The organism is Paeniglutamicibacter sulfureus (assembly GCF_030512175.1).
Lineage (GTDB): Bacteria > Actinomycetota > Actinomycetes > Actinomycetales > Micrococcaceae > Paeniglutamicibacter > Paeniglutamicibacter sulfureus.
In genome coordinates, this window is record NZ_JAULBL010000001.1 from 755,346 (window position 1) to 768,140 (window position 12,795).

The window sequence follows — 12,795 nt, forward strand, 5'->3', positions numbered from 1 at the left end:
CCGTCCGGCGTGGCTACGCCTTCGCGGCCAGGTCCGCCAGCGTGGCGATGAGCAGGCGGCGCTCGATCACCTTAATGCGCTCGTGCAAGGTTTCCTCGGTGTCGTCGTCCTGGATGGCCACGGCTTCCTGGCGCAGGATGGGTCCGGTGTCCACCCCGGCGTCGGCGATGTGCACGGTGCAGCCGGTGACCTTGACCCCGTAGGCCAGCGCGTCGCGGACCCCGTGGGCGCCCGGGAAGGAGGGCAACAGGGCCGGGTGGGTGTTGATGTAGGTGCCGTCGAAGGCGTTGATGAACTCTTCGCCGACAATCCGCATGAAGCCCGAGGACACCACGTAGTCGGGTTTGTAGGACAGGCATTTTTCGGTCAGTGCGTGGTTCCAGTCGGAGCGCTCGGCGAAGTCCTTGAAGTTCACCACGAAGGTCTCGATGCCGGCAGCGGCCGAGCGCTCGACGCCGAAGGTGCCGTGCTTGTCGGCGCCCACGGCGGCGATTTCCACGTTTTCCAGCGACCCGTCGGCGACGGCGTCGATGACTGACTGGAGGTTGGACCCGGTGCCGGAGACAAGAACTACGATGCGCATGGGTACAAGTTTAGTGGGGCGCCGCCAGTTCCCCTGACAGGTCAAGGGAGCTGGCAATGAGTTGGGCCGTGTAGGGGTGCGCGGGGTTGTTGTAGATCTGCTCGGTGTCCCCTGCTTCGACGATGCGCCCGTCCTTCATCACGATCACCCGCTCGCAGAGGTGGCGCACCACCGAAAGGTCGTGGGAGACCAGCAGCAGCGTCAGCGCGTACTCGTCGACCAGGTCCGCAACCAGGTTCAGCACCTGCGCGCGCACCGAGACATCCAGCGCCGAGACCGGCTCGTCGGCCACCAGTATCCGCGGGCGGTTCACCAGGGCGCGGGCGATGGAAATGCGTTGGCGCTGTCCGCCGGAGAACTGGTGCGGGTAGCGCCCGGCCGATTCGGCCTCCAGGCCCACCAGCCCGAGCATCCGGTGCACCTCGGCCAGGCGCCCGGCCGCGTCAAGTGTCCGCCCCGGCACCAACAGCGGTTCGGCGATGATGTCCGCTACCCGCATCCGCGGGTCCAGCGATCCCAGCGGATCCTGGAAGACGATCTGCAGCGCACTGCGCAGGGAGGCCAGGTCCGCCTCCCGGGCACCGGCGACAGGGGTCCCGGCGACGGTGGCCTGCCCTGAGGTGGGTTGGTCAAGCCCCGCAAGAATGCGCAGCAGCGTGGACTTGCCCGAGCCGGACTCCCCCACGATGCCCACCCGTTCCCCGGCCGCCACGGTGAAGCTGACATCGACCAGGGCATTGACCACGGGGCGCGGGCCGAAGGCCGTGGTGCGGGCACGGTGGTAGGTGCGGCCCAGCCCCGTCGCGGTGATCAGTGCGGGACCGGGCTTTGGGTCGGCGAGGGCCGGGGGCGGGTCCGGAGTCGACGCCGGCGGTGCCTCGCGCAGCGCCGGCGGCACGTAGCTTGCCGCGGTGTCCACGGTGAACAGGCGTCCGCGCGCATCGGTGGCCGACAGGTCGCTCGCCGCCAACAGTGCGCGGGTGTAGGGATGCTCGGGTGCGGAGAAAATCCGGTCAATCTCCCCGGATTCGACCAGGTGCCCCTTGTTGAGCACCAGCACCCGGGTGCATACGTTCGCCACCACGGCCAGGTCGTGGGTGATGAACAGCAGCCCGGTGCCGCGCTCGCGCACCTGGGCGGAGATGAGCTCGAGCACCTGGGACTGCACCGTGACATCCAACGCCGTGGTCGGCTCGTCGGCCAGCAGCAGCTGCGGGTCGTTGGCCAGGGCCATGGCGACCATGACGCGTTGGCGCTGTCCGCCGGAGAGCTGGTGCGGGTAGGCGCCGGCCGCCTGGGAGGGATCCGGGATCTTCACCGAGGCCAAGAGTTCGACGGCGCGCCGGCGGGCGGCGGCGCGGTTCGGCACCGTGCGGTGCTGGAGCATCACCTCGGCGACCTGGGCGCCGATTTTCATCAGCGGGTTCAGCGCAGAAAGCGGCTCCTGGAAGACCATCGAGATCTCATCCCCGCGCAACCCCTGCATCGATCTGTCGTCCGCGGTGAGCAGGTTGGGTGCGAACCCGTGCAGGTGCGCGGCACCGGAAACGGTGAGCTCCTCCGGCAGCAGGCCCAGCAGCGCCGTGGCGGTCAGCGACTTGCCGGACCCGGACTCGCCGATTAGCCCGATGCGCTCGCCGGCGACCATGGAGAAAGACAGCGAGGAGACCAGTGCCCGGCTGCCGGCGGAAACGGACAGGTCGGTGACCTCCAGCAGGTTCCCGGTTTCCGGTTCGAGGTGCCCGCTCACGCCTTGCCCCGTCCCAGTTTGGGATCCAGGGCATCGCGCAGCCCGTCCCCGAGCAGGTTGAAGCCCATCACCGCCACCGCAATCGCCGCCCCCGGCCACAGCGCCATCAGCGGGAACGTGCCCCAGTATTGCTGGGACTCCTGCAGCATCCTGCCCCAGGAGGGAACCGGCGGGGGCGTGCCAAGGCCCAGGAAGGACAGCGCGGCTTCCGCCAGCACGGCCAGGGCGAAGGTCACCGAGCACTGGATCAGCAACATCCCGGTGATGTTGGGCAGCACGTGGCGCCTGGCGATGCGCAGGGGACGCTGCGCGGCGGCGCGGGCGGCGAGCACGTATTCGGCGTTCATCACCTGCAGCGTCCCGGCCCGGGCCACCCGGGCGAAGCCGGGCACGGAGGCCAGGCCGATCGCCGCCATCGCCGAGACGGTGGAGGCGCCGTAGATCGCGGCGAACATGATGGCCAACAGCAGGGCGGGAAAGGCCAGCAGGATGTCGGAGGCGCGCATGGTGATTTCCTCCACGGCCCCGCGTCGCATGCCTGCCCAGATGCCCAGCGGGGTGCCGATGAGCACCGCGATACCCACCGAGACCAGTCCAACCAGCAGCGTGATGCGCGCGCCCATCAGGATCCGCGAGAGCAGGTCACGGCCCAGGTTGTCGGTGCCCAGCCAGTGTTCGGCGCTTGGCCCCTGCAGCCGCACCGGCGGGTTGGCCTGCAGCGGGTCAAAGGGAGTGAAAACCAGCGAGAGCAGTGCGGTGGCGGCGATCAGCACCACGATCCCCCCGCCGATGAGCAGCGCGGGGACGGGACGGGGCCGCACGGGTCCCGGCTTCATGGTCTCGGGCGACACGGGTGCTGGCAGCATGGGTTCGGGCTCCGGGGTTCTCATCGGACGGCGGCGCGGATGCGCGGGTCAAGGACGGTGTAGAGCACGTCCACCAGCAGGTTGACGACCAGCGTGATGGCCACCAGCACCATCACCACCGACTGGACCGTCAAAAGGTCGCGGTTGCCCACCGCGGAGAGCAGCATCGAGCCCAGGCCCGGGATCACGAAGACCCGTTCGATGACCACCGCTCCGATGATCAGCGCGGAGAACTGGACGCCGGTGACGGTGAGCACCGGGATCGCTGCATTGCGCAGCCCGTGCCGCCCCAGCGCGCGCAGCGGGGACAGGCCCTTGGCCCGCGCGGTGCGCAGGTAGTCCTCGTGCATCACCTCGAGCACCGCGGATCTTACGTAGCGCACCAGGATCGCGGACTGCACCCCGGCCAGCGCCATGACCGGCAGCACCAGCCGGGACAGGAACCCGGCGAAGTCGGTGCCAGGTGCCACCCACCCGTTGGCGGGAAGCCAGCCCAGGCGCAGTGCGAAGAAGGAGACCAGCACGATGCCCAGCAGGAAGCCGGGGATCGCGATGCCCAGCTGGCTGAGCGCGGAGATCAGCGCGCCGGAAGGCTTCGAATGCCGCACTGCGGCAATGGTGCCGGCGGGGATCGCGATGGCCAGCGCGAGCGCCATGGCGGCGGCGACCAGGATCAGGGAGACCTGCACCTTGTCGGCCACCAGCGGGGAGATGTCGGCCCGGGTCACGTAGGACACCCCGAAGTCCCAGCGCCAGAGCCCGGAGAACCAGTCCCAGTACTGCACGGGCAGCGGCCTGTCGGTCCCGAATTGGCGGGCAAGGGAGGCGACAATTTCCGGGGAGGCGTTTTGTCCGGCGGCGATGACCGCCGGGTCCCCGGGCAGCACGCGCATCAGGGCGAAGACCAGTATCGTGGCGGCCAGCAGCGACAGCAGGAAGCGGGCCAGGTTCCCCGCAATGCGCACCAGCATTCCTCGACCGCCCCCGCCTAGGACCAGGCGATGGTGGAGAGGTTCAGCGCCTCGGTGACCGAGTTGGCGCCCAGGCCGGTGATCCCCGCATTGGCCACCGACACGTTGGGGAAGATGAACAGCGTGTCCACCGCCGCGTCGTCCACGATGGTGCGCACCACGTTCTGCATCCCAGCCACGTAGTTCGACTCGTCTGCCGCATCCGCGGCGGCGGCCTCGTCCTTGATCTTCGAGTTGTCATAGCCGATGTAGTAGTCGGGGTTGTTGAACATGGTCAGCACGTCGCGGGCCTCCACGGCCAGCACCACCGACATCTGGTAGTCGTGGCGGTTGAACACCGTATCCAACCAGACGGCGGGGAATTCGGCGCTGCGGATCCGCGCGTCGATCCCCACGTCGCGCAGCTGGGACTGGACGATTTCCGAGACGGCAGTGGCGTAGGGACGGGTGGGCACCGTGAAATCGATCTTCAGGTTCTCGGCGCCGGCCTCCTTCAACAGGGCACGGGCCTTGTCCGGGTCGAAGGGATAGCGGTTGTTGAGGTCCTCGTAGTACGGGTCGGTGGGCGGCACCGGCCCGCCGACCAGGGTGCCCAGGCCGTTCCAGGCGGTGTCGCGCACCGACTTGCGGTCGATGGCGTAAAGCACCGCTTGGCGCACCCGCTTGTCGTCAAAGGGCTTGGCCTTGTTGTTCATCGACAGGATGATCTCGCCGTTGGAGGTGCCCTCGATGACCTGGTAGGCGGAATTGGCCTGGAAGGAGGACAGCAGCTCGGGGGCCTGCATGTTGTAGATGATGTCGACGTCGCCGGAGGACAGCGCGTTGGTGGTGGCAATCGCATCGGCGAAGTAGCGCAGGGTGACATGTCCGATGGCCGGGGCCGGACCCCGGTAATCGGGGCGGGCCGACATCGTGATCGATTCCCCGCGCGCCCAGGACTCGAGCTGGTACGGGCCGGTGCCCACCGGGGTGTTTGCCAGGTCCTCGACTCCGGAGGGGTCGAACATGGCGCCCACCAGCGTGGTCATCGAATACAGCCAGGCTTGCGAGGGACGGGCAAGGTTCACCGTGACCGAGGTCGGGGAATTGACCACGACTGTGTCCACCACGTCCATCTTGGACTTCAGCCCGTTGAGCCAGGCGTCGGATTTGACGCGCTCGATGGAGAACTTCACGTCGGAGGCGTCGAAGGCGGCGCCATTGGAGAACGTGGCGCCTTCCACCAGGGTGAAGGTGTAGGACTTGTTGTCGGCACTGGTTTCCCAGCCGATGGCAAGTTGCGGGATGATGGCGCCGGTCTGGTCAACGCCCACCAGCCCCTCGTACACGTTGGACATCATGGCCTGCGGGATCGCGGCCCCGGCGGTGGTGGTGAAGTCCAGGTTCACCGGTTCGCCGGTTAGTGCGACCACCAGCCTGTCTGGATCGGCCGGCGCCCCGCCGGTGGATCCCGCGTTGCAGGCAGAGAGCAGGAGCATCGTGCCAAGCATGGCGGCGAGCATTGCGACGGTCTTTCTGCGTCGGCTCGATTGCGTTGCCTGCATCGTTGAATCAATCCTTCGGTACCTGGGCGTGGGCCTGCCGCGGTGCGGAAAAAGCACCCGTGACTAACCATTATCGTACGCAAGTGCACCAGACGGCGACCTAATCCATGTAACGAACGCGGCTTCGGGGCTAGTGTGGGTTTCATGGCTGGCAACACCCCACAGGATGCACCGGATGCCGCGCGCCCGCTGCGCGGCTGGGTTGCTGCCACATTGATTGCCATGGCTTGCACACTGGCGGGTTGGTACCTGCCGTTGCCGTTCAGGCTCGCGGGCCTGCCGTTCGCCGTGGCCGGATTTGTCTTGGGCCTGCTGACCAGCCTGAAGGCCTTTGGCAATCCCGCGGCGGGCGCGCTCAGGCTGGCGGTGCCGGTGGCGACGGTGGCCTGTGGGCTGATTGCCCTGCTGCTGGCCGGGCAACTGGTGTTCCTCGGGCCCTCGCTGCAGTATCAGCAGTGCCGGACCGACGCTCTGACCCTGCGCTCCGAGGCCGCCTGCACGCAGGATTTCAGGAACGAGTTGGACCCGGCGAGATGAGGAGTTTCCCCATGGACGAGCAACCCACCCCCGACACCAAGGACTGGACCGTCGTGCTGAGCGAAGTGTGCGACGAATGCGGGATCGATGTGCGGGCACTGCACCCCGGGCAGGTCGCGGCGCTGTTGCGCGACTCCGTCCCGCGTTTCACAGCCGCCCTGGCTGCACCGGATGCGACGGTGCGCAAGGACCCGGGCGTGTGGAGCACGCACGAGTATTGCGCGCACGTGGGCGAGATGCTCCAGGTGATGAACGGCCGGTTGGCCATGATGCTGGAAACCGACTCCCCGACGTTTCCGGACTGGGACCAGGACGCGGCGGCGGTGCGCGGTGCCTACGCGCAGATCCCAGCGGCCGAGGTGGCCCGGGGATTGGAGGAGGCCGCGTCCCTCTTTGCCGCCGCGCTGGATTCGCTGTCCGACGCGCAGCTGACGCGAATGGGGACCCGGTCCAATGGGGCGGTGTTCACCACTGCCACGTTGGCCCAATATGCCTGGCACGACACGGCCCACCACCTGCACCACGACCTGGGCGTCGCGCGGCCGCTCTAGCCGTCGAGCACCGGATCGTGCTCGAGCAGCGGGGACACCAGGTACCCGACGGCGGTGCCCAGGGCCACCTGGGCGGCCAGCAGCACGGCCGTGAGCAGGATGTCCGGCCCCATCTCGGTGAAGCGCCCGATGCCCAGCGACCCGCCGGCCAGCCACGAGCCGACCAGGGACAGGGCGCCGGCAAAGGTGCCGACGAAAAGGCCCAGGGCCACGGTGGACAGGCCCAGGGATAACCAGCGGGAACGGATCCGCAACGACACCCAGTCGTCTAGGTGGTTCTCGCCCACGCGCAGGAAATACCAGCCCGCCATGAACCCGGCGAACACCGGAAGCGCCATGAACGCCCAGGCGTAGTCAAGGTCCCCGGAGGGAAGTGCGGCCAGCACCGGCACCGCGGGCAGCGGGCCCACGGTGGTTTCCAGGGTGGACAGCGTGCTTCCCACGCCCAGGGTGATCCCGCCGCCGGTGATCCACGCCAGGGTCCACAGTGCAAGGTTGGGCATGATCCCCAGCTGGCCCAGCGTCAGCACGGCCGAGCCAATGGGACCGGGCCGCAACTGTTGGTAGACGTTCGAGACATCCACCCAGTGCACTGCCAGGTTGACGGCCAGCAGCAGGGAGGCCAGGGCAAAGGCGAGCAGGTAGGCCAGGGTTCCGCCGCAGAGCACCGCCCACACGTAGGATCCCGCCCAGCGCGAATGCTGGGATGCCTTGGAGATCCAGGCCGCGGCGTCGAAGCCGATCAACCGGCCCCAGGAACCTGCCTCGCGGCGGGCGCCGATGATGACCCCGGCCCCGGCAGGGACCAGCGGAATGAGCGTGGCCGCCAGGAGCGAGACGGTGGCCTCTTCGTTGTTGACCAGGAAACCGGTGAACAGGCCGCAGAGCAGGTAGACGCCCAGCGCCCCGAGGATGCCCTGCCACAACGAGTCGGTGTAGGAAGCCCGGGCAATGCGGCGCCCTGCCCGCCAGCACAGGCCAAACGGGATGAGCGTGAGACCCAGCGGAATGAAGTTCAGCACGCCGGACCCCTGGGTGGGGTCGGCACCGGTGCCCACCTGCAGGAGGTGCAGCGGGACGGCATGGATCAGCAACCAGATCTGCCCGCCCATCTGCAGCACCGACTCGATGTCGCGCTTGGCAAAACCGCCGCTGAACCACACGGCGAACCACGGGATGACCACCAAGAAGGCCGAAAACAGGGCGGCCTGCATGAACTCGAAGGCTCCCTGCAGGAATAGCGGCATGGGCCAGCCGGTGCTCAGCCGCTGGCGCGCCGCGTTCAATGCCGCCGCGGCGTGCGGTTGCTTTTTCTTCTCACTCATCGCTTCCAATCGTGCCACCGATGTGCCGCCGCTGCCCTGATTGACGCGATTGGGCGGCCTTGGGCTACAGGGCGCGCAGACCGCTGACCAAGGCGGTGATGGCTCCAAAGAAGGCGAAACACAACACGAAGAAACGCGCATGCCTGTCCGAGACCACGCGCTGGACCTGCTCGCCGATGAGCACGCCCGCCCAGATGAACACGGCGACCCCGAACCAGGCCCACAGCGGCAGCGGGGGAAGTTGGTCGGGCGTGGTGATGAACTTCATGCCGATGGTGACCAGCCCTGTCACCACGAAGAAGGGCTGGAGGGTGGCGGCGAAGGGACGTTGCGGCCAGCGGGCCAGCACCGCGTAGGCACTCACCGCAGGTCCCCCGACCCCTGCCAGCGAGTTGGTGAGTCCGGAGAGGAACCCGGCGCTGCCCTTGGGGACCTGGCCGGAAACCGTGACATTGGCTCGCACCAGGATCAGGGAGAGCAACAGTGCCGCCAACACCACGGCACCGACCACGATCGACAGCGGGGCCGCCGGCAGCCCTCCGGCGAGCAAGGCGCCGGCCACCGAGCCGAAGACGCTGAAGGAGCACAGCCAGCGGAACATCGACCAGTCGATGTCCTTCCATACCCGCGGCATGATGAGCGCCGAGGAGAGCACCCCGCAGATGTTCACCAGGAACACCCCCTGGTGTGCGCCCAGGGCAATGACCAGGAACGGGGAAACAAGCATCGCGAAACCGAGCCCCGCCACGCGCTGCGCGATGGCACCGACGACAACCATGCCAAGCACGAGAAAAATAAGGGAAAGGTCCATTCAAGCGAGCCTATCGCCTATTGGGCCGAGGTCATTCCAAGGTCGACAGGCGGCGGTGTGCCGGGCGATCCCGCACTGGCACCGCCGACTGCCGCCGGCACCGCGGCGGAGACACAAAAGCGCGGCTTCCGAAAGGAAGGATTCCTCCGGAAGCCGCGTGCTGCCCGTGGGCTCGGAACTCAGTAGCTGGCGGGAGCCCCGGCCTGGCGTTCGGCGCCGGAGACGAACTTGGCTGCCAGCGCCTCGCTGCCGCGGGCCAACAGTGCCACGTCGGCACCGACGCCCACGTAGTGCGCGCCGAGCTCGATGTAGCGCTTGGCGGGCGCTTCGGCGAAAGCATTGACACCGACGTACTTGCCTGCCGCTTTGCCTGCGGCGATGGCCGTCTCCACGGCGGCGACGACGTCCGGGTGGTCCTGCTGCCCGATCACGCCCATCGAGGCGGCCAGGTCGGAGGGGCCGATGAAGATGCCGTCCACGCCGTCGGTGGCCACGATCTCCTCGACGTTGGCCACCGCCTCGGCCGATTCGATCTGCACCATCAGCGTCAGGGACTCGCTCGCGCGCGTCAGGTAGTCGGGGATGCGATTCCAGCGGGCCGAACGCGCCAACGCCGAACCTACCCCGCGCACGCCCATGGGCGGGTAGTGGCAGGCGGCCACTGCTGCGCGGGCGTCGTCGGCGTTGTTGACCATGGGGATGATCAGCGACTGCACGCCCAGGTCCAGGTACTGCTTGATGAGAACGGTGTCGTTGACCGGCGGGCGAACCACCGGCACGACAGGGTATCCACGCACCGCCTGCAGCTGTCCCAAGATGGACTCAAGACCGTTGGGCGAGTGCTCGGCGTCGATGAAGATCCAGTCGAAGCCGGCACCGGCGCAGATCTCCGCCACCAGCGGGGAGCCGGAGCATACCCAAATGCCCGCCAGCGCGTGGTCGGCCTGGCGCAGTGCGTCCTTGAGGGACTGGTCGGGTTCTACAAGAAATGGCATGTCACGGTTCCCATTCGTCCGTAGTCGGCAAAGACGGTGTCGCCCTTGTCCACCCACATGGGGCGGGTGAAGGAACCGGCCAGGATGATCTCCCCCGCGTTGAGCTTGTCGCCGTGGGCGGCGATCTTGTTCGCCAACCAATAGACGCCGGCGGCCGGATGGTTCAACACGCCGGCGGCGACGCCGGTCTCCTCGACGACCTGGTTCTTGAACAGGATGCCCGAGACCCAGCGCAGGTCGATGTCCGAGGGCTTCATCGGGTTCCCGCCGATGACCATGGTGCCCATGGCCGCGTTGTCGGAGATGGTGTCGACAATGGTGCGGCCCTCCATCTCAATGCGCGAATCCAGGATTTCCAGCGCGGGAATGACGTATTCGGTCGCGTTGAGCACATCGAAAATGTTGGCGTTGGGTCCCTCGACGTCCTTGTTGAGCTTGAACGCCAGTTCCATTTCGACGCGCGGGTGGGTGTACTTGTCCCACTCGATGGTGCAGCCCGAGTCAAGCACCATGTCATCGAAGATGATGCCGTAGTCCGGCTCGGTGATGCCCGTGGCCATTTGCATGGCGCGGGAGGTCAGTCCGATCTTGCGGCCCGCAAGGATGCGGCCGTTGGCCTCGGAGCGCTGGCGCCAGAGGTTCTGGACCCGGTAGGAGTCCTCCACCGTCATTTCGGGGAAGCGGGCGGTCAGGCGCTTGACCGGCACGCGGCCGTGGCCCGCCTGCACGAGTTCATCGGCTATCCGGGTGATGGTCTCATCGTTGAGCATGCTGGCCTGGGCCCCTTCTGAAGTTCTGGATGCACGTCCCGTGGTCACCCGACCACATCTTGTGGTCACAGGCTCACACCTTGAACATGGTAGCCAATACGTCACCGGGGTCACATTCAGGCGTCCTTTGTGTCCGTGCCGCCCTGAAGTGCCCAAGGCATTCCTGCGCCTGGCGAGCCGAGGCCGAACCGCCCATGCCGTGCGCTACTCGATGCCGGGGGCCGGCGGGAGCGGGATCGACGACGTTGGCTTGATGATCCGTGGCAGGACCACCAACAGGAAAACCACCGCAAGCATGACGAGTCCGCCAATGAGGGCACCCAATGCCCAGCCATACAGGACCTGGACCACGAACCACACGCACCCGGCCACCAGGACCCCCACGCCGATGACCACCAACTTCGAAATGACGTGGCCCATGTGCACGGTGGTGATCTTGACGCGTTGGCCAAAGAGGTGCCGGTGCACGGCAACCGGCGTAACCAGCAGGACGATCAGCAGCGCGGAGAACACCAGCAGGACCAAATAGAATCTCCTGTCCGCCTGCTCCAGCGACGTGAACCCCGCTTGGAAGGGCAAGACCACCAGGAATGCGGCAAGGATTTGCGCACCGGTCTGCATGACGCGCAGCTCCTGCATGAGCTCGTTCCAGTTCCGGTCCAGCCGCTCCTCGACACTCTCATTGCGCTCATTGCGCCCGTCCATTGCGCTCCCTTCCGGCAACCACCCACAGACCGAGGCTTGGGGGAACCCAAGGAATTCGGGTCGGATCCTGCTGACATCCTGCTTCACTAGCCAACCTACCGAAGAACAAGCGACTTGGGCAGAAGAAATAAAAAACGGCAGGGTCTTTCGTTCCCGAAGGAGTCTAAGCTGGCTAAATGAGTGCCCACCCCTTCGACCTTTTGACCGTCGACCAATTGCGTCGGACCGGATCGCTGAAGTGGTCCGAATACCGCGGATCGCTTGGTGCATGGGTGGCCGAAATGGATTTCGGGACGGCCCCGGGCGTCATCGCGGCGGCACAGGAAACGTTGGTCAACGGCCTGATCGGCTACGCACCGACCCAATTGGTCCACGACATGCAGCAGGCCACGGCCGGATGGCTGGAGAACAGGTTCGAGTGGAAGATCGACCCCGACCAGGTGCGGCCCATGAGCTCCGTGATGACGGCGCTTGACGCCGCCATCATGCATTTTTCCCCGAGGCACCGTCCAGACGCTCCCCTGGTCCTTTTGACCCCCGCGTACATGCCCTTCATCTCCACCGCGGAGCGTTTTGGGCGGGATTCCATCGAAGTGGCCATGGTTCCCACGCAAAGCGGATGGGAGATCGACTGGAACGCCCTGAAGCAGGCATTGGCAGGCGGCGCCCTGCTGGTCCTGGTGAATCCGCACAACCCGATCGGCAAGGTCTATTCGCGCGAGGAGCTGCTCGCGATCTCCGAGCTGGTCGAAGCCTCCGGATCGAGGGTCTTCGTGGACGAGGTCCATTCGCCACTTGTTTTTGACGGCGCCTCCCACGTTCCCTATGCCACCGTTTCGCCCGCGGCCGCGGCGCACTCCGTCACGTCGGTTGCAGCCACGAAGGCCTTCAACCTCCCGGGGCTCAAGTGTGCCCAGCTGGTCCTGACCAACGACGCCGACCGAATCGCCTGGGAGCGGGTGGGCGGGGTAGCCGAACACGGCGCAGCCAATGTGGGGCTGGCGGCGACAACGGCTGCCTACCGCACCGGCACGGGCTGGCTCGACGGGGTCATCGGATACCTTGATGAGTCGCGAATGCTGCTCTTGGACATCATCCAGGAACACCTGCCCCAGGTCCGCTACCTTCCCCCGCAGGGGACCTACCTCGCGTGGCTGGATGTTTCCCGGCTCGCCCTGGACCCGGGGCCCGCCCAGTTCTTCCTCAAGGAAGCCCAGGTCGCTTTGATCAACGGCACTGCCTGCGGCAGCGGCGGCAAGGGCTTCGTACGGCTGAACTTTGCCACCCCGCGGCCGGTGCTGGGCGGAATGATCCACCGCATGGGGGCCGCGGTCGACGGCTGCGACAACAAGGACGTCACCGACCCGGAGTTTGCCCAGTGACCTCG

General features: G+C 66.9%; 13 protein-coding genes. 3 read left to right on the forward strand and 10 right to left on the reverse strand.

The genetic code is table 11. The features are described 5' to 3' along the window. Nucleotides 1–13 precede the first annotated feature (13 nt). From purN to Q2T94_RS03315, 5 genes are read right to left on the reverse strand one after another with little or no spacing between them, the layout of a single operon-like run. Complete coding sequence (gene purN, locus Q2T94_RS03295; protein ID WP_302262866.1) at nucleotides 14–583, reverse strand: phosphoribosylglycinamide formyltransferase; 570 nt, start codon at nucleotides 581–583, stop codon at nucleotides 14–16. Nucleotides 584–593: 10 nt separating this feature from the next. Continuing rightward, entirely contained in the window at nucleotides 594–2,333 is a 1,740-nt protein-coding gene (locus Q2T94_RS03300) for a dipeptide ABC transporter ATP-binding protein (protein WP_302262867.1), read from the reverse strand. Further along, nucleotides 2,330–3,199 carry an ABC transporter permease gene (locus Q2T94_RS03305; RefSeq protein WP_436836812.1) on the reverse strand — a complete coding sequence of 290 codons (870 nt, stop codon included), beginning with the start codon at nucleotides 3,197–3,199 and terminating at the stop codon, nucleotides 2,330–2,332. Before Q2T94_RS03305 ends, Q2T94_RS03300 begins: the two co-directional genes overlap by 4 nt. Nucleotides 3,200–3,219: 20 nt before the next feature. Beyond that, nucleotides 3,220–4,170, reverse strand: a complete 951-nt coding sequence (locus Q2T94_RS03310) for an ABC transporter permease (protein ID WP_302262868.1) — start codon at nucleotides 4,168–4,170, stop codon at nucleotides 3,220–3,222. Nucleotides 4,171–4,187: 17 nt separating this feature from the next. Next, entirely contained in the window at nucleotides 4,188–5,714 is a 1,527-nt protein-coding gene (locus Q2T94_RS03315; RefSeq protein ID WP_302262869.1) for an ABC transporter substrate-binding protein, read from the reverse strand. Between the two features lie 144 nt (nucleotides 5,715–5,858). Here Q2T94_RS03315 and Q2T94_RS03320 point away from each other — a divergent pair, with 144 nt between their 5' ends. Beyond that, nucleotides 5,859–6,251 (forward strand): hypothetical protein, encoded by a 393-nt coding sequence (locus Q2T94_RS03320; RefSeq protein WP_302262870.1) that lies wholly within the window; start codon nucleotides 5,859–5,861, stop codon nucleotides 6,249–6,251. Between the two features lie 11 nt (nucleotides 6,252–6,262). Beyond that, entirely contained in the window at nucleotides 6,263–6,802 is a 540-nt protein-coding gene (locus Q2T94_RS03325; protein ID WP_302262871.1) for a DinB family protein, read from the forward strand. Here Q2T94_RS03325 and Q2T94_RS03330 read toward each other — a convergent pair. The 5 genes from Q2T94_RS03330 to Q2T94_RS03350 all read right to left on the reverse strand — a co-directional run bounded on the left by Q2T94_RS03330 (nucleotide 6,799) and on the right by Q2T94_RS03350 (nucleotide 11,408). Continuing rightward, the gene (locus Q2T94_RS03330) at nucleotides 6,799–8,127 is read right to left on the reverse strand and encodes a cell division protein PerM (protein ID WP_302262872.1); all 1,329 of its coding nucleotides are present in this window, start codon (nucleotides 8,125–8,127) and stop codon (nucleotides 6,799–6,801) included. The genes Q2T94_RS03325 and Q2T94_RS03330 overlap by 4 nt on opposite strands. A gap of 64 nt (nucleotides 8,128–8,191) precedes the next feature. Then, a complete protein-coding gene (locus Q2T94_RS03335) occupies nucleotides 8,192–8,938 on the reverse strand; it encodes a sulfite exporter TauE/SafE family protein (RefSeq protein WP_302262873.1) in 747 nt (248 codons plus the stop codon). 179 nt (nucleotides 8,939–9,117) lie between these two features. Further along, the gene (locus tag Q2T94_RS03340) at nucleotides 9,118–9,933 is read right to left on the reverse strand and encodes an aldolase/citrate lyase family protein (RefSeq protein WP_302262874.1); all 816 of its coding nucleotides are present in this window, start codon (nucleotides 9,931–9,933) and stop codon (nucleotides 9,118–9,120) included. Beyond that, nucleotides 9,918–10,703, reverse strand: a complete 786-nt coding sequence (gene hpaH / locus Q2T94_RS03345; protein WP_302262875.1) for a 2-oxo-hept-4-ene-1,7-dioate hydratase — start codon at nucleotides 10,701–10,703, stop codon at nucleotides 9,918–9,920. Before hpaH ends, Q2T94_RS03340 begins: the two co-directional genes overlap by 16 nt. Before the next feature lie 204 nt (nucleotides 10,704–10,907). Then, entirely contained in the window at nucleotides 10,908–11,408 is a 501-nt protein-coding gene (locus tag Q2T94_RS03350) for a DUF6328 family protein (RefSeq protein WP_264268360.1), read from the reverse strand. A gap of 176 nt (nucleotides 11,409–11,584) precedes the next feature. On the opposite strand from Q2T94_RS03350, the gene Q2T94_RS03355 reads away from it, so the two are divergent. Beyond that, the gene (locus tag Q2T94_RS03355; protein WP_302262876.1) at nucleotides 11,585–12,790 is read left to right on the forward strand and encodes a MalY/PatB family protein; all 1,206 of its coding nucleotides are present in this window, start codon (nucleotides 11,585–11,587) and stop codon (nucleotides 12,788–12,790) included. Nucleotides 12,791–12,795 lie beyond the last annotated feature (5 nt).

Excerpts from the sequence above, each read along its gene's own strand:
- Q2T94_RS03335 (WP_302262873.1), bottom strand. The coding sequence starts at position 8,938 with ATGGACCTTTCCCTTATTTTTCTCGTGCTTGGCATGGTTGTCGTCGGT.
- Q2T94_RS03330 (WP_302262872.1), bottom strand. The coding sequence starts at position 8,127 with ATGAGTGAGAAGAAAAAGCAACCGCACGCCGCGGCGGCATTGAACGCG.
- Q2T94_RS03350 (WP_264268360.1), bottom strand. The coding sequence starts at position 11,408 with ATGGACGGGCGCAATGAGCGCAATGAGAGTGTCGAGGAGCGGCTGGAC.
- Q2T94_RS03310 (WP_302262868.1), bottom strand. The coding sequence starts at position 4,170 with ATGCTGGTGCGCATTGCGGGGAACCTGGCCCGCTTCCTGCTGTCGCTG.
- Q2T94_RS03315 (WP_302262869.1), bottom strand. The coding sequence starts at position 5,714 with ATGCAGGCAACGCAATCGAGCCGACGCAGAAAGACCGTCGCAATGCTC.
- Q2T94_RS03355 (WP_302262876.1), top strand. The coding sequence starts at position 11,585 with ATGAGTGCCCACCCCTTCGACCTTTTGACCGTCGACCAATTGCGTCGG.
- hpaH (WP_302262875.1), bottom strand. The coding sequence starts at position 10,703 with ATGCTCAACGATGAGACCATCACCCGGATAGCCGATGAACTCGTGCAG.
- Q2T94_RS03325 (WP_302262871.1), top strand. The coding sequence starts at position 6,263 with ATGGACGAGCAACCCACCCCCGACACCAAGGACTGGACCGTCGTGCTG.
- Q2T94_RS03340 (WP_302262874.1), bottom strand. The coding sequence starts at position 9,933 with ATGCCATTTCTTGTAGAACCCGACCAGTCCCTCAAGGACGCACTGCGC.
- Q2T94_RS03320 (WP_302262870.1), top strand. The coding sequence starts at position 5,859 with ATGGCTGGCAACACCCCACAGGATGCACCGGATGCCGCGCGCCCGCTG.
- purN (WP_302262866.1), bottom strand. The coding sequence starts at position 583 with ATGCGCATCGTAGTTCTTGTCTCCGGCACCGGGTCCAACCTCCAGTCA.
- Q2T94_RS03305 (WP_436836812.1), bottom strand. The coding sequence starts at position 3,199 with ATGCTGCCAGCACCCGTGTCGCCCGAGACCATGAAGCCGGGACCCGTG.